Source organism: Cupriavidus sp. F041, from assembly GCF_057814235.1.
This window is the reverse complement of the sequence record NZ_JBVASY010000002.1, coordinates 252,218-270,708: the sequence shown is the minus strand read 5'-3', so window position 1 is coordinate 270,708 and position 18,491 is coordinate 252,218. Positions and strand designations below refer to the sequence as shown.

Genomic DNA, 18,491 nt, shown 5'->3' with positions numbered 1-18,491 from the left:
CTCGCCTGCCACCCGGCCTGGAGCAATATTTGCTCAAATCTTGAGCAACCCGGGCTGTTTGGCGGTAAAATCCTGCCCTCGCACATGCCCACTGAATGACGCCGAGCAACGTTTCGGCAGGGTATGCCATTTTCATTTTTGTCTCGTTGCGGGCCGCCCAGCGGCCCTCGCCAGTCTTATATCGTGCAAATCGGACCGCACCAACTCCGCAACAACCTGTTCGTCGCACCCATGGCCGGTGTGACGGATCGGCCCTTCCGCCAGCTGTGCAAGCAGCTCGGCGCGGGCTATGCGGTGTCCGAGATGGTCGCCTCCAACGCACAGCTGTGGAAGAGCGAGAAGACCATGCGCCGCGCCAACCACACCGGCGAAGTCGAGCCGATCTCGGTCCAGATCGCGGGTGCGGAGCCCGCCATGATGGCCGAGGCGGCGCGCTATAACGTGGATCGCGGCGCGCAGATCATCGACATCAACATGGGCTGCCCGGCGAAGAAGGTGTGCAATGTCGCCGCCGGCTCGGCGCTGCTGCAGAACGAGCCGCTGGTGGTACGCATCGTCGAGGCGGTGGTCGCCGCGGTTGGCGACCGCGTGCCCGTCACGCTCAAGATCCGCACCGGCTGGGACCGCCAGAACCGCAATGCGCTGCGCGTGGCCCGCATGGTCGAGGATGCCGGCATCAGCATGCTCACCGTGCACGGCCGCACGCGCGCCGATTTGTACAAGGGGGAAGCCGAGTACGAGACCATTGCCGCGGTCAAGGCAGCGGTCTCGATTCCCGTGGTCGCCAATGGCGATGTCACCTCGCCGCAAAAAGCCAGGCATGTGCTCGCCGTGACGGGCGCCGATGCCATCATGATCGGCCGCGCGGCGCAGGGCCGGCCCTGGCTGTTCCGCGAGATCGAGCACCACCTGGCCACCGGCGAGCTGCTGCCGCCGCCGGAAGTCGCAGAGATCCGCGCCATCATGAACGCGCACCTGGAAGATCACTACGACTTCTACGGCGAGTTCACCGGCGTGCGCACCGCGCGCAAGCACATTGCCTGGTACACGCGCGGCCTGGCCGGCGCCAACCTGTTCCGCCACCGCATGAACACGCTGGACAGCACCACGGCCCAGCTGGCCGCAGTCAACGCCTTCTTCGACGAGCAGGCGCAACTGTCCGAGCGCCTGGTCTATGTGGAGGAAGGCGCGGACGACGCCGACGAAGATAAACGCAACGAGTCGAACAACAACAATAACGGGGAGTTGCTTGCCGCATGAGCCGCAACGCTATCGACCAGTGCATCCGGGACAGCCTGGGTGCCTACTTTCGCGACCTGGACGGCGAAGAGCCGTCGAATATGTACAACATGGTGCTCGAAGCCGTGGAACGGCCGCTGCTTGAAGCAGTGATGGCGCGCGCCGAGCGCAACCAGTCGCTTGCCGCCGCCTACCTGGGCATCAATCGCAATACGCTGCGCAAGAAGTTGCAGCAGCACGGTTTACTTTGAAGTGTTCCCCACAGCCATGATCAAGCAAGCCCTCCTCTCCGTATCCGACAAGACAGGCATCGTCGATTTTGCCCGCGAGCTCAACACGCTCGGCGTCACGCTGCTCTCCACCGGCGGCACCGCCAAGCTGCTCGCCGAAGCCGGCCTCCCGGTCACGGAAGTGGCCGACTACACCGGTTTCCCCGAAATGCTCGACGGCCGCGTCAAGACCCTGCACCCGAAGGTGCATGGCGGCATCCTGGCCCGCCGCGACCTGCCCGAGCACATGGCCGCGCTAGCCGAGCACAACATCCCCACCATCGACCTGCTGGTGGTCAACCTGTACCCGTTCCAGCAGACCGTGGCCAAGGATGACTGCACGCTGCCGGACGCCATCGAGAACATCGACATCGGCGGCCCCACCATGCTGCGCTCGGCTGCCAAGAACCACCGCGACGTCACCGTCGTGGTGGACCCGGCCGACTACGCGCCGGTGCTGGCCGAAATGCGCGCCAACGCCAACAGCGTCGGCTACGAGACCAATTTCCGCCTGGCCACCAAGGTGTTCGCCCACACCGCGCAGTATGACGGCGCAATCACCAACTACCTGACCAGCCTCGGCGCGGACAAGTCGCACCAGACCCGCAGCGCCTACCCGCAGACGCTCAACCTGGCCTTCGAGAAGGTGCAGGAAATGCGCTACGGCGAGAACCCGCACCAGTCGGCCGCGTTCTACCGCGACCTGAAGGCACCCGAAGGCGCGCTGGCCAACTACAAGCAGCTGCAGGGCAAGGAACTGTCCTACAACAACATCGCCGACGCCGACGCCGCCTGGGAATGCGTCAAGTCCTTCGACCCCGCCAGCGGCGCCGCCTGCGTGATCATCAAGCACGCCAACCCGTGCGGCGTGGCGGTAGGCGCGAACGCGCTGGAAGCCTATGAAAAGGCTTTCAAGACCGACTCGACCTCGGCCTTCGGCGGCATCATCGCCTTCAACGCCGAACTCGACGAAGCCGCCGCGCAGATCGTGGCCAAGCAATTCGTCGAAGTGCTGATCGCCCCGTCCTTCACCGCCGGCGCGCGCGCGGTGTTCGCCGCCAAGCAGAACGTGCGCCTGCTGGAAATCCCGCTGGGCGCGGGCCTCAACCCGTTTGACTTCAAGCGTGTCGGCGGCGGCCTGCTGGTGCAAAGCCCGGACGCCAGGAATGTGCAACAGGACGAACTGCGCGTGGTGACCAAGCGCCAGCCGACCCCGAAGGAAATGGCCGACCTGATGTTTGCATGGCGCGTGGCCAAGTTCGTCAAGTCGAACGCCATCGTGTTCTGTGGCGGCGGGATGACGCTGGGCGTTGGCGCGGGCCAGATGAGCCGGGTCGATTCGGCCCGGATCGCCAGCATCAAGGCACAAAACGCCGGTCTCACGCTGGCGGGCTCGGCGGTGGCTTCGGACGCCTTCTTCCCGTTCCGCGACGGCCTGGACGTGGTGGTGGATGCAGGTGCCACCTGCGTGATCCAGCCGGGCGGCTCCATGCGCGATGACGAAGTGATCGCCGCCGCGGACGAACGCGGCGTGGCGATGGTGCTGACCGGCGTCCGTCACTTCCGGCATTGAGGTCCGGGCCCGGTCCGGGCGGTTGTCACGGGCTGGGCAAACAACCCATCGCGGCATAGCAAGCGCCCGCCCTCTCCCCCGGCCCCTCTCCCGCAAGCGGGAGAGGGAAGCCAACCAGCGCAAAGAAACAGCGATACCGCCCGATCAAAATTCGGTGTAGCCGTGTGGAGCGCCCCAGGGGCAGGCCACACCAGCCCGCGATGCGAAGCGAGCCGTCAAGGTGTACCAGGCCGTATGGGGCGCCTCGTGATTCGGCGAAAAGAGCGGAAAAGAGGGACCCACGTCTGAGTATCGCCTTAAGGCGATGCGAGTTTGGGTCCCGGCCGCTCTTTTCGTCGAATCACGAGGGGAAGTCGCCCCATCCGGCGCGCCTTCTTTGCCTACTTTCTTGGCAAGACAAGAAAGTAAGTCGCCGCCCCGCAGGGGTGGTGAAACTGCCTTTGACTTTAAGCTTTTGACTTTGAAGTCAAGCAGTTGCCTTTAACGACGCCCCCCCCAGAATCCCCAAAAGCAAACTCAGCGCTACAATCCCCCAATCACGCAATCACCCTCATTAGCCGAGCAACAAACCCCATGCGTATCCTCGGCATCGACCCCGGCCTCCGCACCACCGGCTTCGGCGTGCTGGAAAAGCACGGCAACAAGCTAACCTACATCGCTTCCGGCACCATCAAGAGCGACGGCGACAGCGGCTTGCCTGCAAGGCTGAAGACCCTCTTCGACGGCATCAGCGAAGTCACCCGCACCTACGCCCCCGATTGCGCAGCGATCGAGAAGGTGTTCGTCAACGTCAACCCGCAATCCACGCTCCTGCTGGGCCAGGCCCGCGGCGCGGCAATCTGCGGCCTGGTGAGTTACGGCCTGCCGGTGTTCGAGTACACCGCCCTCCAGTTGAAAGTGGCAGTCGTCGGCTACGGCCGCGCCAACAAGGAGCAGGTGCAGGAGATGGTGATGCGCCTGCTGAGCTTGACGGGCCGGCCCAGCTCCGACGCCGCGGATGCGCTTGGCATGGCCATCTGCCATGCCAATGGCAGCAATACGCTCGACGCGCTGACCGGGCTGGCTCCGGACCTGATACGCAAGGGCATGCGCGTACGGCGCGGCCGCCTGATCGGCTAAGCCCGGCCTGCACCGGCAAGTCTCTTACAATCGAGCGGTTCCCTGCCAATGGATGCCGCATGCCCCGCTCGTTCCGCGCCTTGAGTTCGTCCCGATCCCTCCGCCTGCCTGCGCTGTTGTCCACGCTTGCCGCCGCGATCCTCGCCGGCTGTGCGGCGCCGCCTGTTGCCACCACGCCCGCAACCCCGGCTCCGGGCCCGGCGCCTGCCGCACCCAAGGCCCTGGTGATCGGGCATCGCGGCGCCAGCGCGCTGCGCCCTGAGCACACGCTGGCCTCCTACGAGCGCGCCATCGACGACGGCGCCGACGTGGTCGAGCCTGACCTGGTGATGACCCGCGACGGCGTGCTGGTGGCCCGCCACGAGAACGAGATCGGCACCACGACCAACGTAGCCGAGCTGCCTCAGTTCGCCAGCCGCAAGCGCATCAAGGTGATCGACGGCGAGCGCCTGGATGGCTGGTTCACCGAAGACTTCACGCTGGCCGAACTGAAGACGCTGCGCGCGCGCGAGCGCATTCCGCAGTTGCGCAAGGCCAATACCCAGTACAACGACAAGTACGACATCCCCACCTTCGATGAAATCATCGAGATGGTGGCCAAGGCTTCGCAGCGCAACGGACGGGTGATCGGGCTCTATCCGGAAACCAAGCACCCGAGCTATTTCCGCGGCATCGGCCTGCCGCTGGAAGAAAAGCTGGTGGCCACACTGCGGGCACACGCATACACGCGCAGCGCGCCGGTTTTCGTGCAGTCGTTCGAGACCGGCAACCTGCGCGATCTGCACCAGCGCCTGGGCAACAGCATGCCCAACGTAAAGCTCGTGCAATTGGTGGGCGGCGCCAGGAACCGCCCGGCCGACTGGCGCCTGGCCGGCGATACGCGCACGTTCGCCGACATGATGACGCCGGTCGGGCTGCGCGAGGTGGCCAGCTACGCCAACGGCATCGGCCCGGAGAAAGCCAACGTGGTGCCGCGCGACGCCAACGGCAACCTCGGCACGCCGACCGCGCTGGTGCGCAGCGCGCACGCCGCCGGGCTGCTGGTCCATCCCTATACCTTCCGCCCGGAGAACGGCTTCCTGCCGCGCAACCTGCGCACCGGCGGCGACGATGCCACGCGCAGTCCCGCCGGCATGGTGCGCGAGGTACAGGCCTTCCTCGCCGCCGGTATCGACGGTTTCTTCACTGATGATCCGGCGCTGGGCCGGCAAGCGGTGGACACGCCGGGACGCTAGCCCGGAGCAAACCGGGAAAGCGGCGCGCGGATCGCCGGCGCGCCGCACGCTGGGCTACACTGGCGGGCTTCGCGACGGCGAGACGCTTCGGGCGCCGCTCCTGTCGCACTTCACTGATTCCAGGCGCGCGCGCCGCAATTCGCAGCAGACACCACACCATGATCGGACGCATCGCCGGCACACTCATCGAGAAGAATCCCCCGCACCTGCTGGTCGATTGCCACGGCGTCGGCTATGAGATCGACGTGCCGATGAGTACATTTTACAACCTGCCCGCCGTCGGCCAGCCCGTCACCCTGCTGACGCAGCAGATCGTGCGCGAGGACGCGCACCTGCTGTACGGATTCGGCAGCGCCACCGAGCGCAACACCTTCCGCGAGCTGATCAAGATCACCGGCATCGGCGCGCGCATGGCGCTGGCGGTGCTCTCGGGGATGTCGGTCAGCGAACTGGCACAGGCGATCACGCTGCAGGAAGCCGGACGCCTGACGCGGGTGCCTGGCATCGGCAAGAAGACCGCCGAGCGCCTGCTGCTCGAACTCAAGGGCAAGCTCGGCGCCGAGCTTGGCCACGCGCCCGGCAGCACACCGGTGCACGACAACGCCGTCGACATCCTCAACGCGCTGCTGGCGCTCGGCTATTCGGAGAAAGAGGCGGCGCTGGCCATCAAGCAGGTGCCGGCGGGCACCGGCGTGTCGGACGGCATCAAGCTTGCGCTGAAATCCCTGTCCAAGGGCTGACCGGGCCGGATCGAGGGCAAGCCGGGGGCGCTTCCAGGATTGAGCCTGCGCTGGCTGCACCGGGCCCGTGCGGCCGGCGCCGTGCCCGGAAGGGCTACAATCCAACCACTTTGCCCGCACCAGAAACATGATCGAAACCGACAAGCTAGCCACCGACCGGAGCGCCGATCGCGTGATCGCCCCCACCGCCGTCTCCCCCAACGAGGAGGCCTTCGAGCGGGCGCTGCGCCCCAAGCTGCTCGACGAATACGTCGGCCAGGAGAAAGTGCGCGGCCAGCTGGACATTTTCATGCATGCCGCGCGCAACCGCCGCGAAGCGCTCGACCATGTCCTGTTGTTCGGGCCGCCTGGACTGGGCAAGACGACACTGGCGCACATCATTGCCCGTGAGATGGGCGTCAACCTGCGCCAGACCTCCGGCCCGGTGCTGGAGCGCCCCGGCGACCTGGCCGCATTGCTGACCAACCTGGAAGCCAACGACGTCCTGTTCATCGACGAGATCCACCGCCTCTCGCCGGTGGTCGAGGAAATCCTGTACCCGGCCCTGGAGGACTACCAGATCGACATCATGATCGGCGAAGGCCCGGCCGCGCGCTCGGTCAAACTCGATCTGCAGCCCTTCACGCTGGTCGGCGCCACCACCCGCGCCGGCATGCTGACCAACCCGCTGCGCGACCGCTTCGGCATCGTCGCGCGGCTGGAGTTCTACACCGCAGAGGAACTGGGCCGCATCGTCACGCGCTCGGCGCAATTGCTGGGCGCCCGCATCGACCCGATGGGCGCGCTGGAAATCGCGCGCCGCGCACGCGGCACGCCACGGATCGCCAACCGCCTGCTGCGCCGCGTGCGCGACTATGCGGAGGTCAAAGGAGACGGAAACATCACACGCACCATCGCCGACGCCGCCCTCGCCATGCTAGACGTGGACGCAGTCGGCTTCGACCTGATGGATCGCAAGCTGCTGGAAGCGATCCTGCTCAAATTCAGCGGCGGCCCCGTAGGCGTCGACAACCTTGCCGCCGCCATCGGCGAGGAGCGGGACACCATCGAGGATGTGCTTGAACCCTTCCTGATCCAGCAGGGCTACCTGCAGCGCACGCCACGGGGCCGCATGGCCACTGCCGCCGCCTACCGCCACTTCGGCCTGGCCGCGCCCGGCGGGAGCGTCGAAAGCGGCGAGCTGCCGCCGGCGTAAGCCGGAAATAGCAATCGCTTGCAACCACTCGCCCCCCGCAAGCGGGCGAAACTGACTTTGACCTTGAAGTCAGCCGGTTGCAGCCCGGTCTCCCCGCAGCCTTTGCGACCGCTTCCTGCAGCCGGGCCACCGCGAGCGGCGTATAGGACTCCTCCTGCCTCTCCCCGCATTAAATACTTTCGAGCCCCGCAGACAATTCTTTTGTCGTGCATTGCTGGCGGCTGCCTCCTTGTCCACAATGACTTAGCCCCGACCGCCGAGGCAAGGCGACGCGAGACGCCAGACGGCCGGCTGACTTTTCCCAGACAGGAGAGAGCACATGAATCGACGCCAGTTTGTTACCCGGATGGCGGGATCGGGCCTGGTCGTGGCCACCGCCTTCACCGCGGGCTGCACCACCACCGGCACCAATTCGCCAACCGATGCCGCGGCAAAGAGGCAAGAGATCGACGCGGGCGCCGATGGCGCAATCAACCGGCTGTTTTCGACGGTCGATGGCTCGCGCGAACTGGCCGCGCGCGCGCAAGGGATCCTGATCTTCCCGCGCGTGCTGTCGGCGGGCCTGGGGATCGGCGGCGAATACGGCGAAGGGGTGCTGCGCTCCAAGGGAGCGTCGGTGGGCTACTACCGCACCACCTCGGGCATGATCGGCCTGACGGCAGGCGGCCAGTCCAAGTCCATGGTGCTGATGTTCATGACGCCCGAGGCCTACAACAAGTTCGTCATCAGCAGCGGCTGGACGGTCGGCGCCGATGCCAGCGTGGCGCTCGCCAAAGTCGGGGCCAATGGCAAGATCGATACCATTTCCGGCCAGCAGCCGGTGATCGGCTTCGTGCAGACCAATGCGGGCCTGATGTTCGACATATCGCTGGATGGCGCCAAGATCGGCAAGCTGAGCATCTAGCTCCGGGCCATGTCGGTCAGCCCTGGCCTCCGGGCCAGGGCTACGTTCGCCTGCGTGACAGGCACGGTGTTTGCGTGGCTGGCATAATCGCGGCAAAGCCGCCCCCGGAACACCCCGATGACCACGTCCACCGCCACGCCCGGTCACACCGGGCGCGTCTACCGTTACTACGACCTCGTGATGGTGGCGTTCGTCACGGTCCTGCTTTGCTCCAATCTGATCGGCGCGGCCAAGGCGGCCCAGGTCACGCTGCCGTGGATCGGCCCGGTGACCTTCGGCGCAGGCGTGCTGTTCTTCCCGATTTCCTATATTTTTGGCGACGTGCTGACCGAGGTGTACGGCTACGGGCGCGACCGCCGCGTGGTCTGGGCCGGTTTCGCCGCCCTGGCGTTCGCCACCTTCATGAGCCTGGTGGTGCTGAAGATGCCGGTGGCGCCCTTCATGGGCGACTACCAGAAAAGCCTGGAAGATGTATTCGGCAATACCTGGCGCATCGCGCTGGGCTCGCTGATCGCGTTCTGCTGCGGCAGTTTCGCCAACAGCTACGTGCTGGCCAGGATGAAGCTGTGGACCGAAGGCCGCTGGCTGTGGACGCGCACCATCGGCTCCACGCTGGCCGGCGAACTGGTCGATTCCTCGCTGTTCTACGTGATCGCCTTCTACGGCATCTGGCCGCTGGAAAAGGTGATCCAGGTTGCCATCGCCCAGTACATCCTCAAGACCAGCTGGGAAGTGGTGATGACGCCGGTCACCTACAAGGTGGTGCGATTCCTCAAGCACGCCGAGCGCGAAGACTACTACGACCGCAACACCAATTTCACGCCCTTCCGCCTGCGCGTCTGACGGGCAGCGGCCAGCGGCTAAGGGACCCGGCGGTCGACCTCGTCCAGGGTCAGCGCTTCGAGGTGGCCCACGTCGGCCCATTGCATGACCGTCAGCCGCACGCTGTCGCAGCGCAGGCGGTTGATGCTGGCGTTAAGCAGTTCGTGCCGGCGCGGCGCCTCCAGCGTCATGTCGTTGGCCTCGCGATACAGGCAGTCCAGCACGCCGCCGTGCGCCACCAGGGCGATGCGCTCGCCGGGATGGCGGCGCCCCAGCGCCAGCGCGGCTTCCACCGCGCGCTCATGGAAGGCCACCAAGGACTCCCCGCCATCGGGCGCATAGTCGGGGATGCGCGCCTGCCACCTGGCGAAATCCTCGGGCAATTGTTCGGCCACTTCCGCGTAGGTCATGCCTTCGAGCGCACCGTAGCAGCGTTCGCGCAGGCGGGGATCCGGCTGCACTGCGAGGCCGAGCGCCTCGGCCAGCGGCGCCGCCGTCTGCATTGCGCGCGACAGGTCGCTGGCGTAGACCGCGTCGATCGGCTCTGCCGCCAGCGCCTGGGCCAGCGCACCCGCCTGTGCCACGCCAGTGGCGTTGAGCGGGATGTCGAGCTGCCCTTGCAGGCGCCGCTCGCGGTTCCAGGCGGTCTCACCGTGACGGATCAGGATCAGGTGGGTGAAGGCCAGCGAATGCGGCCCGGGCAATTGCGACATGCCGTTTCCTTTACGCGACGCTACGCGGTCTCGTGGCGGCCCTGGCAGACAGTGCCTTCGCACCGCCTGCCGGTAGCTTACTGTGCCGGGTGGCCGGCGAGCTTCGGATTGAGGGTATAGGTGCCCGTGATCGCTGCCTGCGCCAGCACGTGGCCCTGGATCGCTTCGCGCACCTGTGCCCCCGTGAAGGTGCCCTCCAGCGGCAGGCGGTCGAGGTCAAGCGCGTAGACCGTGAACACGTAGCGGTGCACCAGGGTGTCGTTCCACGGGGGGCAGGGACCGTCGTAGCCGTAGTAATCGCCCTTCATGTCCGGGTCGCCGGCGAACCAGCCGGTGTAGTCGTTCACGCCGTGGCGCAGGCCGCCCGCGGCGGCGGTGCCGCCGGTTGCCTCGGGGCCCGGCTTGCCGCGAGCGATCACGCCATCGCTGTGGCTGCCGGCCGAGATCGTGCGCAGGCCGGGCGGAATATCCACCAGCACCCAGTGGAAGAAGTCCACGCGCGGCAGCGAGGCGGGCACTTCGCGCCCTTCCTGGTTGACGTCGTCGCCACGGCTGGGCACGTCGCGGTCATGGCAGATCACCACAAAGGAACGCGTCTCGGCCGGGGCTTCATCCCAGTGCAGGTCGGGATTGCGGTTGCTCGACAGCGTCACGTGCGTGGCGGGATCGATCGCGCAGAAGGCGAATTCGACGGGAATGGGCCCGTTGTCGGCAAAGGCCTTGCTCCAAAGTTTCATGTGTCTCTCCTTGCTGGTAGGCGCCGCGCGCGGCGCGGCGTGCGGGATCAGGCCGTGGCCGGTCCCGGCGGTGAGGTAAGGCGGTAGCTGAGTTGTAGCAGGCCGTCGTCGAAAGCGCGATGCGCCTCCAGGCGCCAGTCCGAACGCCCGCTGCCGGCGAACAGGGCAATGCCCCGCCCCAGCACGATCGGATGGACGAACAGTTCCATCGCATCGACCAGGCCGGCGGCCAGGCAAGCCTGCGCCACCTGCGCGCCGCCGAGCAGCCAGATGTGCCCGTCGCGGTCCTTGTGCTCATGCTTGAAGCGGGCCAGCCATTGCTGGACCGGCTCGGCCTCCTGTTCGATCCGCCAGGGGCCGCCTTCGGGCCGCGCCAACGGCTCGGCGCTGCTGCTGAATACATGGAAGGCGCGGTCGCCATAGGACCACGGCCCGAAGCCGAGGCTCTGCTCGTAGGTGACACGGCCCGACACGATACGGTCGACGCTGGCGAGGAAGGGCTCGAAGCCGTAGTCGCCGGCGGTAAACAGCCAGTCCACCCCGCCGTCGGGCGACGCGATCATGCCGTCGAGGCTGGTGGCAATGAAAAGGGTAACGGTCTGGGTCATGGGCGATCCGGTGGGCGCGGCGGCTACGGCATCAGCGCGCGGCGGCGGCCGGTGCCCGCAGCCAGAACGTGACGGGCCCGTCATTGACCAGGCTGACCTGCATCATGGCGCCGAACTCGCCGGTCTGCACCTCGCCGTGCGCGGCGCGCGCCCTGGCCACGAAATGGTTGTACAGGCGTTCGCCGTCCGCCGGCGCCGCGGCCGGTGTGAAGCTTGGCCGCGTGCCGCTGTTGGTATCGGCGGCCAGCGTGAACTGCGACACCACCAGCAGGCCGCCGCGCGTACCGCGGCCATCGATGTCCTGCACCGGCAGGTTCATCTTGCCGTCGGTGTCGGAGAACACGCGGTAGGCCAGCAACTTGGCGAGCAGGCGCTCGGCCTGCGCCTCGGTATCGCCGCGCTCGGCGCAAACCAGCGCCAGCAGCCCGGCGCCGATCTCGCCGGTGGTCCGTCCGCCGACGGTAACGCGGGCCTGTGCGACCCGCTGGATCAGCGCGATCATGCGCGGTTCCCGGCCGGGCTCAAGCCAGCGTCACGCGCGCGAAACGGCGCTTGCCCACCTGTACTACATAAGTGCCGGCCGCCACCTTCAAACCTTTGTCGCTGACGATGGTGCCGTCGATCTTGACGCCGCCCTGCTCGATATTGCGGTTGGCTTCCGAGGTGGACGGCACCAGGTTGGCCTGCTTGAGCAACTGGGCGATGCCCAGCGGCGCGCCGGTCAGGCTGACCGCGGGGATATCGTCGGGCACACCGCCGCGCGCGCGGTGGTTGAAATCTTCCAGCGCGCGGTCGGCATCGGCGGCGCTGTGGAAGCGCGTGACGATCTCCTGCGCGAGCATCACCTTGCAGTCGCGCGGGTTGCGGCCCAGGGAAATCTCCTGCTTCATCAGGTCGATCTCGCTCATGGGCCGGAACGACAGCAACTCGAAGTACTTCCACATCAGGTCATCCGAGATGCTCATCAGCTTGCCGAACATCTCGCCCGGCGCTTCGGCCACGCCGATGTAGTTGCCCTTGGACTTGGACATCTTCTCCACGCCGTCCAGGCCCACCAGCAGCGGCATGGTCAGGATGCACTGCTGCTCCTGGCCGTATTCCTTCTGCAGTTCGCGTCCGACCAGCAGGTTGAACTTCTGGTCGGTGCCGCCAAGCTCCAGGTCGGCCTTGAGCGCGACGGAATCGTAGCCCTGCATGAGCGGATAAAGGAACTCATGCACCGAAATGGGAATCCCAGTGCGGAACCGTTTGGTGAAGTCGTCGCGCTCCATCATCCGCGCCACGGTGTACTTGGCGGCCAGTTGGATCATGCCGCGCGCGCCCAGCGGATCGCACCACTCGCTGTTGTAGCGGATCTCCGTCCTGGCCGGATCGAGCACCAGGCTGGCCTGGCTGTAGTAGGTCTGGGCATTCGCCTCGATCTGCTCGCGGGTCAGCGGCGGACGGGTGGCGTTGCGCCCGGAAGGATCGCCGATGGTGGAAGTGAAGTCGCCGATCAGGAAAATCACCTGGTGGCCCAGGTCTTGCAACTGTCGCAGCTTGTTGAGCACCACCGTGTGGCCGATATGGATATCGGGCGCGGTCGGGTCCAGGCCCAGCTTGATGCGCAGCGGCACACCGGTGGCCTCGCTGCGCGCGAGCTTCGCCAGCCATTCGGATTCGACCAGCAGTTCGTCGCAACCACGCTTGGACACCTCCAGGGCGTGCATCACGGTAGGCGTGAGGGGGTAGGAGGTGGCAGCGCCGGAGGAAACTTCAGTCATGACGTAAGTCTTTGAAAAACATGAGAATTCAGACGGGGGATCAAAAACGGCTTGCGGCCGGTTTTGGTATAATCCGCGCTTCTTGTGCTGACGGGAACAATCCCGTTGGCCAACCGCCATTCTAGGCGGCAAACCAATATGGCAGGCGCCGCACCTCGGGGGAGGAAGGCAGACGAGGCAAAAAATCGTCGCGGCAGCGCAGCCCGAACCAAAGAGTGAATTTTACGTGATGTGGTCCAGACTCCGCGAAGTTTTCGCGCGTGAGCTGGTGGTTCTAGTCGATCCGACCAATGCCCTGCACGCCCGAAGGCGCAAGCAGTTGACGGCAGCGGTTGGCACGGTGTTCACGCTGGGCATGGCCGCCGCCATGGGCGTGGCCCCCCGTAACGCTTACGACGACCCCCAGGCTCCACGTGTACGGGAGGCCATCCGGCTGCCGGATTTGCGCGCCCAGCTTGAACAGCTTACCGAAACCGACGCCACCTTTGTGCGCGAGGAGCGCATGCAGCGCGGCGACACCATTGCCAGCCTGCTCAAGCGGCTCGGCGTGGACGACCCCGATGCGCAGGCCTTTATCCGCCGCAACACCACGGCGCGCGGCCTGTTCGAGCTCAACCCCGGCCAGACCGTGCAGGCCGAGGTCGACGAGAACAACCTGCTGATGTCGCTGCAGGCCAACCTCGGGGGTGACGCAAAGGCCTCGCGCGAACTGGTCATCGAGCGCGTCGGCGACGACGAACCGGTCTACAAGGCGCGCGTGCAATCGGTGAAAAACGAACTGCACTACGAGATGCTGTCCGGCGCGATCGCCACAGGCGGCTTCTTCAAGGCCATGGATGCAGCCAGCGTGCCCGACGACATCGTGCAGCAGATGCTCTCGATCTTCTCCGGCGTGATCGACTTCCATCACGACATCACCAGCGGCGACCGCTTCCGCATCGTGTACGAAGCCGGCTTCCGCGACGGCACTTTTGTGCGCAATGGCCGGGTGGTCGCGGTCGAGCTGATCAACAACAACCAGTTGCACCAGGCGCTCTGGTATGCCCCGGAAGGCAGCACGCAGGGCGCTTACTACACCTTTGACGGTCGCAGCATGAAGCGGCCGTTCCTGCGCTCGCCGGTGGAGTTCTCGCGCGTATCGTCGGGCTTCGGCGGACGCGACCACCCGCTGCACCATCAATGGGCACAGCACAAGGGCGTGGACTTTGCCGCGCCTTCAGGCACCAAGGTCATGGCCGCGGGCGACGGCCAGGTCGAGTTTGTCGGCCAGCAGAACGGTTACGGCAACATCGTCATCCTCAAGCACCATAGCGGCTACTCCACCTTCTACGCCCACCTGTCCGGCTTTGCCAACATGCAGCGCGGGCAGCGCGTGTCGCAGGGGCAGGTCATCGGCTACGTTGGCCAGACCGGCTGGGCCACCGGCCCGCACCTGCACTATGAGTTCCGCGTCAACGACGTGCCGCTGAACCCGCTGGCCATCGCCGCGCTCGACACGCCCGCGCTGTCAGGCCCGGCGCGCCAGCAGTTCCTGAGCTATACGAGCGAGATGCTGAGCCGCATCAACGCGCTGCGCACCTACAACGTGGCTTCCGCCAACAACTAAACGAGCCGCAGCCAGCATGCAGACCGCACCCCCGGATTGTTTTATCGGCATCATGTCCGGCACCAGCATGGACGGCGCGGACGGCGTGCTGGTGGATTTCTCGGGACCGCGTCCCGCGGTCCTCGCGGCCGCCCACCAGCCCTTCCCGGCAGAACTGCGCGAGGCCTTCGCGGCGCTGCAGCAGCCCGGCGACGATGAAATCCACCGCGAGGCGCTGGCCGCCAACGGGCTGGCGCGCGTCTATGCCGCTTGTGTGGCGACGCTGCTGCGCCATGCCGGCATGGCACCGTCCGCCATCGCGGCGATCGGCGCGCATGGCCAGACCGTGCGCCACCGGCCCGGCCTCTATGACGGCATCGGCTATACGCGCCAGAGCCAGCAGCCGGCCTTGCTGGCCGAGCTTGCCGGCATCGATGTGGTGGCCGATTTCCGCAGCCGCGACGTGGCCGCCGGCGGCCAGGGCGCGCCCCTGGTACCAGCGCTGCACCAGGCCCTCTTCGGCGATGCAGCCGAGACGCGGGTGGCCTGCAATATCGGCGGCATTTCCAATATCAGCGTGCTGCCCGCCACTGGCGAAGGCGATGCGGCACGTCCCGTCACCGGCTTCGACTGCGGCCCGGGCAATGTGCTGCTCGACTACTGGATCGACCGGCACCACGGCCTGCCCTACGACGCCGACGGCGCTTGGGGAACCAGCGGCAAGGTCGACCAGGCCTTGCTGGCGCGCCTGCTTGCCGAGCCCTACTTCAGCGTGGCCCCGCCCAAGAGCACCGGCCGCGACCTCTTCCATCCCGCCTGGCTGGAGGGCCATCTCGCCCAGCTCGGCCAGCCGCTTGATCCCGCCGACGTGCAAGCCACGCTGGCCGCGCTGACGGCCGAGGCCATTGCCCGCGATGTCCGCGCGCACGCGCCCGACGCCGTGCGGCTGATCGTCTGCGGCGGCGGCGCCCGCAATAGCTTCGTGATGGCGCTGCTCGCGCGGGCGCTCCCCGGCGTGACGGTGCAAAGCTCGGACGACCTGGGCGTACCGGTATCGCAGGTGGAAGGCATCGCCTTTGCCTGGCTGGCGCGCCAGATGCTGCGACGCGCACCCGGCAATGTGCCGACCGTCACCGGCGCGGCCGGTCCGCGCGTATTGGGCGCGCTCTACCCGCGATAGCACACGGCCATCTCCGCCGCTATGCCGGCTCGGCGTGCCCTGCCTCGCAAACCCACTGGATGAACGCCTCGGCGACCGGCGAAGGCCGCATTGCCGGCGAACGCGCCAGCACTACGCGCTGGGGCGTTACGGCTTCGCGCAGCGGCAGGCAGACGATGGGTCGGCCGTCATAGCTGTGATCGCCCGCCGGCCGCGTGCACGACAGGGCTACGCCATAGCCATGCGCCACCAGCCCGCGCTGCATCTCGAAGGTCTGTGTGTATTGGTGCAGTTGCGGCCGCAGGCCATGTGCCCAGAACAGCGAGAGGAAGTACTCGCGTGTCTGCGCGATGTCCTCCAGGATCAGCCGCTCGCCTGCCAGGTTCTTCAGGCTCACGCTCGGCTGCCCGGCCAGTGCATGGCCGGCGGGCAGCAACGCGTAGGGCTCCAGCCGGGCCAGTATCCAGCGCGGGATGCGCTGGTCGAAACCAAGATCGTAGGTCAGCGCCAGTTCCGCCTTTCCGGCGGCGAGCGCGCGGTGCACCGTGGCCAGGTCGGCTTCGAACAGGGTGACGGCAACGTGCGGATGCAGGCGGCGGAATCCGGCCAACAGCCGGGGCGCGTAATAGGCGCCGAGGTCCTGGAAACACGTCAGCGAAAGCTGCCCGCTCAGGCCACGCGCCGCCTCTCCGGCACCCTCCGTGGCCAGGCCGGCCGCCAGCGCCAGGATATCGCGCGCGCGCCCGAGCAGCCTCTGTCCCGCCGGCGTCAATTCCAGCCCGCGGCTCACCTGACGCCGGAACAAGGTTTCGCCCAGCACCTCTTCGAGCTGGGCCACCGCCTGTGACACCGAGGGCTGCGATACGTGACGGGCGCGAGCCGCGGCGCTGATGCTGCCGTGCTCTGCGGCGGCGACGAAGTACTCAAGCTGGCGGAAGGAGAACGCGATCATGATTTCCTATACTACAACATAGGAAATATATTCTTTTCCTATTGATGCCCTGGCCCGATACTCGTCCCAGACCAGCCACCCAAGGGACCATCATGCAAATCACTGCAGCCGACATCGAGACCTACCAGCGCGACGGCGCCTTGGTACTGCGCGGCGCCTTCGCCGATTGGGTGACTTCGCTGCGTGAAGGGTTCGAGCAGAATCTCGCCGAGCCCGGCCCCTTCGCCATCGAGAACGTAGGTACCGGCGAACGCGGCCGCTTCTTCGAGGATTACTGTAACTGGCAGCGCATCGCGCCCTTCGCCGGATTCATCCAGCACTCCCCGGCCGCTGCGATCGCCGGGCAGATCATGCAGGCCGAGGCGGTCCAGGTGTTCCACGAGCACATCCTGGTCAAGGAACCCGGCACGGCCAAGCCCACGCCGTGGCACCAGGACCTGCCCTATTACTGCGTGGACGGACTGCAGACCGCGAGCTACTGGATCCCGCTGGACCCGGTCACCACGGCCAACACCTTGCGCGTGGTGCTGGGCTCGCACCGCTGGCCCAAGCTGGTGCGGCCAAAACGCTGGGCCAGCAATGAGAATTTCTATGCCGGCGACGACCAGTTCATGGAGATGCCGGACGTGGACGACGGCAGCCACGCCATCCTGACGCCGGAACTGGAGCCGGGAGATGCCGTGGTATTCGACTTCCGCACGGTGCATGGCGCCGCGGGCAATACCGGCACGGGGCGCCGCCGCGCCTTCTCGGCCCGTTTCCTGGGCGACGACGTGCGCTACCTGGAGCGGCCGGGGCGCACCTCGCCGCCCTTCCCTGGAATCGGGCTGCGCAGCGGCGAGCGGATGCGCGAGGACTGGTTTCCGGTTGTGTGGCGCCGGGACCAATAAGCCGTCGGCGGTCGTGAGCAACAAAAAAAGCGCACCGAGGTGCGCTTTTTTATTGCCGCGGAATCCGCGGCGCTCTGGCGAGCCTTACACCGAGAACGAAGAACCGCAGCCGCAGGTGGTGCTTGCGTTGGGGTTCTTGATCACGAACTGGGCGCCGTTGATGTCTTCCTTGTAATCGATCTCCGCGCCCACCAGGTACTGGTAGCTCATCGAGTCGATCAACAGCGTGACGCCGTTCTTGTCCAGCGTGGTGTCGTCCTCGTTCACCTCTTCATCGAAGGTGAAGCCGTACTGGAAGCCGGAACAACCGCCGCCCTGCACGAACACGCGCAGTTTCAGATCGGCATTGCCCTCTTCCTCGATCAACTGCTTGACCTTGTCGGCAGCGCTGTCGGTAAAGACGAACGGGGCCGGCATGTCCTCGGTAACGGGTGCCTCTGCGACTGCGTTCATGGGGTTCTCCTATTTAGATACGCCTGTATTTTAAGCGCTCTGGCAAGATCGTGCCGAAACCCTGTGAATTCAAGGGGTTCTGCTGCCTGGACTGACCGGGAATACGGTATCAGGCGGATTCCTGCGCACCCGAGGCAAGGAGCAGGTTGGGGAGTGCCTTGGGTTCGCCGCCGCCCAGCGGCACCAGACGCCCCTCCACCAACGCGCCCTGGTGCATTTCCAGCGCAGCGTAGTGCACTTCACCTTGCACGCGCGCATGCGGTTGCAACTCCAGCAGCTCGGTAGCGTGCACCGGACCGGTGACGGTACCGTTCAGGATCAGGTGGCCGACGCGGACTTCGCCCTCGACCACGCCTTTTTCGCTGATGACCAGCATGCTGGTCTGATCGGCGGCAGCCGTCACATTGCCACGCACCCGTCCATCCAGGCGCAGGCCACCCGAGAATGTCAGGTCGCCCTCGATCACGCTGTGCTGGCCGATCAGGGTATCGATCGCCAGGCCTTTCTTCTTGGAAAACAACATAGGTCCCTCTTC

General features: G+C 66.3%; 20 protein-coding genes. 12 read left to right on the top strand and 8 right to left on the bottom strand.

Annotation, left to right across the window (positions count from 1 at the left end; translation table 11 throughout):
* Positions 1-183: 183 nt before the first annotated feature.
* From dusB to ACZY0R_RS18230, 9 genes are all read left to right on the top strand, one after another.
* Positions 184-1,260: a tRNA dihydrouridine synthase DusB gene (gene dusB, locus ACZY0R_RS18270; RefSeq protein ID WP_488860138.1), complete on the top strand. Its 1,077-nt coding sequence runs from the start codon at positions 184-186 to the stop codon at positions 1,258-1,260.
* A complete protein-coding gene (locus ACZY0R_RS18265) occupies positions 1,257-1,490 on the top strand; it encodes a Fis family transcriptional regulator (RefSeq protein WP_006156396.1) in 234 nt (77 codons plus the stop codon). The genes dusB and ACZY0R_RS18265 overlap by 4 nt, the downstream gene beginning before the upstream one ends.
* Positions 1,491-1,506: 16 nt before the next feature.
* Positions 1,507-3,081, top strand: a complete 1,575-nt coding sequence (gene purH, locus ACZY0R_RS18260) for a bifunctional phosphoribosylaminoimidazolecarboxamide formyltransferase/IMP cyclohydrolase (RefSeq protein ID WP_488860135.1) — start codon at positions 1,507-1,509, stop codon at positions 3,079-3,081.
* Positions 3,082-3,654: 573 nt separating this feature from the next.
* The gene (gene ruvC, locus ACZY0R_RS18255; RefSeq protein WP_045237859.1) at positions 3,655-4,200 is read left to right on the top strand and encodes a crossover junction endodeoxyribonuclease RuvC; all 546 of its coding nucleotides are present in this window, start codon (positions 3,655-3,657) and stop codon (positions 4,198-4,200) included.
* A 59-nt stretch (positions 4,201-4,259) separates the two neighbouring features.
* Positions 4,260-5,435 (top strand): glycerophosphodiester phosphodiesterase, encoded by a 1,176-nt coding sequence (locus ACZY0R_RS18250; protein ID WP_488860133.1) that lies wholly within the window; start codon positions 4,260-4,262, stop codon positions 5,433-5,435.
* Positions 5,436-5,593: 158 nt separating this feature from the next.
* On the top strand, positions 5,594-6,175 hold the full coding sequence (ruvA, locus tag ACZY0R_RS18245) for a Holliday junction branch migration protein RuvA (protein ID WP_045237857.1): 582 nt from the start codon (positions 5,594-5,596) through the stop codon (positions 6,173-6,175).
* Between the two features lie 127 nt (positions 6,176-6,302).
* Positions 6,303-7,370, top strand: coding sequence for a Holliday junction branch migration DNA helicase RuvB (ruvB, locus tag ACZY0R_RS18240; protein WP_488860131.1), 1,068 nt, complete (start codon positions 6,303-6,305; stop codon positions 7,368-7,370).
* A 319-nt stretch (positions 7,371-7,689) separates the two neighbouring features.
* Positions 7,690-8,274 carry a BPSL1445 family SYLF domain-containing lipoprotein gene (locus ACZY0R_RS18235; RefSeq protein WP_488860129.1) on the top strand — a complete coding sequence of 195 codons (585 nt, stop codon included), beginning with the start codon at positions 7,690-7,692 and terminating at the stop codon, positions 8,272-8,274.
* Positions 8,275-8,391: 117 nt separating this feature from the next.
* Positions 8,392-9,117, top strand: a complete 726-nt coding sequence (locus ACZY0R_RS18230) for a queuosine precursor transporter (protein ID WP_488860127.1) — start codon at positions 8,392-8,394, stop codon at positions 9,115-9,117.
* A 17-nt stretch (positions 9,118-9,134) separates the two neighbouring features.
* Here ACZY0R_RS18230 and ACZY0R_RS18225 read toward each other — a convergent pair whose 3' ends face one another.
* The 5 genes from ACZY0R_RS18225 to tyrS all read right to left on the bottom strand — a co-directional run bounded on the left by ACZY0R_RS18225 (position 9,135) and on the right by tyrS (position 12,917).
* Complete coding sequence (locus tag ACZY0R_RS18225; protein WP_488860125.1) at positions 9,135-9,809, bottom strand: histidine phosphatase family protein; 675 nt, start codon at positions 9,807-9,809, stop codon at positions 9,135-9,137.
* 77 nt (positions 9,810-9,886) lie between these two features.
* Positions 9,887-10,546, bottom strand: a complete 660-nt coding sequence (locus ACZY0R_RS18220; RefSeq protein WP_488860123.1) for a YbhB/YbcL family Raf kinase inhibitor-like protein — start codon at positions 10,544-10,546, stop codon at positions 9,887-9,889.
* A gap of 47 nt (positions 10,547-10,593) precedes the next feature.
* Positions 10,594-11,154 carry a dihydrofolate reductase family protein gene (locus ACZY0R_RS18215; RefSeq protein WP_488860121.1) on the bottom strand — a complete coding sequence of 187 codons (561 nt, stop codon included), beginning with the start codon at positions 11,152-11,154 and terminating at the stop codon, positions 10,594-10,596.
* A 31-nt stretch (positions 11,155-11,185) separates the two neighbouring features.
* Positions 11,186-11,656: a D-aminoacyl-tRNA deacylase gene (gene dtd / locus ACZY0R_RS18210; RefSeq protein ID WP_488860119.1), complete on the bottom strand. Its 471-nt coding sequence runs from the start codon at positions 11,654-11,656 to the stop codon at positions 11,186-11,188.
* 19 nt (positions 11,657-11,675) lie between these two features.
* Entirely contained in the window at positions 11,676-12,917 is a 1,242-nt protein-coding gene (tyrS, locus tag ACZY0R_RS18205) for a tyrosine--tRNA ligase (RefSeq protein WP_488860117.1), read from the bottom strand.
* A gap of 229 nt (positions 12,918-13,146) precedes the next feature.
* Between tyrS and ACZY0R_RS18200 the strand changes: the two genes are divergently transcribed.
* Positions 13,147-14,523, top strand: coding sequence for a M23 family metallopeptidase (locus ACZY0R_RS18200; protein WP_488860115.1), 1,377 nt, complete (start codon positions 13,147-13,149; stop codon positions 14,521-14,523).
* A gap of 16 nt (positions 14,524-14,539) precedes the next feature.
* Positions 14,540-15,682, top strand: coding sequence for an anhydro-N-acetylmuramic acid kinase (locus tag ACZY0R_RS18195; protein WP_488860114.1), 1,143 nt, complete (start codon positions 14,540-14,542; stop codon positions 15,680-15,682).
* Positions 15,683-15,701: 19 nt separating this feature from the next.
* Here the strand turns inward: ACZY0R_RS18195 and ACZY0R_RS18190 are convergent, their stop codons facing one another.
* Entirely contained in the window at positions 15,702-16,613 is a 912-nt protein-coding gene (locus ACZY0R_RS18190) for a LysR substrate-binding domain-containing protein (RefSeq protein ID WP_488860112.1), read from the bottom strand.
* Positions 16,614-16,705: 92 nt separating this feature from the next.
* Here ACZY0R_RS18190 and ACZY0R_RS18185 point away from each other — a divergent pair, with 92 nt between their 5' ends.
* Positions 16,706-17,503: a phytanoyl-CoA dioxygenase family protein gene (locus ACZY0R_RS18185; RefSeq protein WP_488860110.1), complete on the top strand. Its 798-nt coding sequence runs from the start codon at positions 16,706-16,708 to the stop codon at positions 17,501-17,503.
* Between the two features lie 84 nt (positions 17,504-17,587).
* Here the strand turns inward: ACZY0R_RS18185 and erpA are convergent, their stop codons facing one another.
* Both erpA and ACZY0R_RS18175 read right to left on the bottom strand, forming a co-directional pair.
* Positions 17,588-17,956 (bottom strand): iron-sulfur cluster insertion protein ErpA, encoded by a 369-nt coding sequence (erpA, locus tag ACZY0R_RS18180; RefSeq protein WP_017225530.1) that lies wholly within the window; start codon positions 17,954-17,956, stop codon positions 17,588-17,590.
* A 109-nt stretch (positions 17,957-18,065) separates the two neighbouring features.
* Positions 18,066-18,479: a bactofilin family protein gene (locus tag ACZY0R_RS18175; protein ID WP_045237844.1), complete on the bottom strand. Its 414-nt coding sequence runs from the start codon at positions 18,477-18,479 to the stop codon at positions 18,066-18,068.
* Positions 18,480-18,491: the final 12 nt, after the last annotated feature.

What these genes read in the sequence shown, in the direction of transcription:
- ACZY0R_RS18265 (WP_006156396.1), top strand. Translation starts at nt 1,257, where the DNA reads ATGAGCCGCAACGCTATCGACCAGTGCATCCGGGACAGCCTGGGTGCC.
- purH (WP_488860135.1), top strand. Translation starts at nt 1,507, where the DNA reads ATGATCAAGCAAGCCCTCCTCTCCGTATCCGACAAGACAGGCATCGTC.
- ruvC (WP_045237859.1), top strand. Translation starts at nt 3,655, where the DNA reads ATGCGTATCCTCGGCATCGACCCCGGCCTCCGCACCACCGGCTTCGGC.
- ACZY0R_RS18250 (WP_488860133.1), top strand. Translation starts at nt 4,260, where the DNA reads ATGCCCCGCTCGTTCCGCGCCTTGAGTTCGTCCCGATCCCTCCGCCTG.
- ruvA (WP_045237857.1), top strand. Translation starts at nt 5,594, where the DNA reads ATGATCGGACGCATCGCCGGCACACTCATCGAGAAGAATCCCCCGCAC.
- ruvB (WP_488860131.1), top strand. Translation starts at nt 6,303, where the DNA reads ATGATCGAAACCGACAAGCTAGCCACCGACCGGAGCGCCGATCGCGTG.
- ACZY0R_RS18235 (WP_488860129.1), top strand. Translation starts at nt 7,690, where the DNA reads ATGAATCGACGCCAGTTTGTTACCCGGATGGCGGGATCGGGCCTGGTC.
- ACZY0R_RS18230 (WP_488860127.1), top strand. Translation starts at nt 8,392, where the DNA reads ATGACCACGTCCACCGCCACGCCCGGTCACACCGGGCGCGTCTACCGT.
- ACZY0R_RS18225 (WP_488860125.1), bottom strand. Translation starts at nt 9,809, where the DNA reads ATGTCGCAATTGCCCGGGCCGCATTCGCTGGCCTTCACCCACCTGATC.
- ACZY0R_RS18220 (WP_488860123.1), bottom strand. Translation starts at nt 10,546, where the DNA reads ATGAAACTTTGGAGCAAGGCCTTTGCCGACAACGGGCCCATTCCCGTC.
- ACZY0R_RS18215 (WP_488860121.1), bottom strand. Translation starts at nt 11,154, where the DNA reads ATGACCCAGACCGTTACCCTTTTCATTGCCACCAGCCTCGACGGCATG.
- dtd (WP_488860119.1), bottom strand. Translation starts at nt 11,656, where the DNA reads ATGATCGCGCTGATCCAGCGGGTCGCACAGGCCCGCGTTACCGTCGGC.
- tyrS (WP_488860117.1), bottom strand. Translation starts at nt 12,917, where the DNA reads ATGACTGAAGTTTCCTCCGGCGCTGCCACCTCCTACCCCCTCACGCCT.
- ACZY0R_RS18200 (WP_488860115.1), top strand. Translation starts at nt 13,147, where the DNA reads ATGTGGTCCAGACTCCGCGAAGTTTTCGCGCGTGAGCTGGTGGTTCTA.
- ACZY0R_RS18195 (WP_488860114.1), top strand. Translation starts at nt 14,540, where the DNA reads ATGCAGACCGCACCCCCGGATTGTTTTATCGGCATCATGTCCGGCACC.
- ACZY0R_RS18190 (WP_488860112.1), bottom strand. Translation starts at nt 16,613, where the DNA reads ATGATCGCGTTCTCCTTCCGCCAGCTTGAGTACTTCGTCGCCGCCGCA.
- ACZY0R_RS18185 (WP_488860110.1), top strand. Translation starts at nt 16,706, where the DNA reads ATGCAAATCACTGCAGCCGACATCGAGACCTACCAGCGCGACGGCGCC.
- erpA (WP_017225530.1), bottom strand. Translation starts at nt 17,956, where the DNA reads ATGAACGCAGTCGCAGAGGCACCCGTTACCGAGGACATGCCGGCCCCG.
- ACZY0R_RS18175 (WP_045237844.1), bottom strand. Translation starts at nt 18,479, where the DNA reads ATGTTGTTTTCCAAGAAGAAAGGCCTGGCGATCGATACCCTGATCGGC.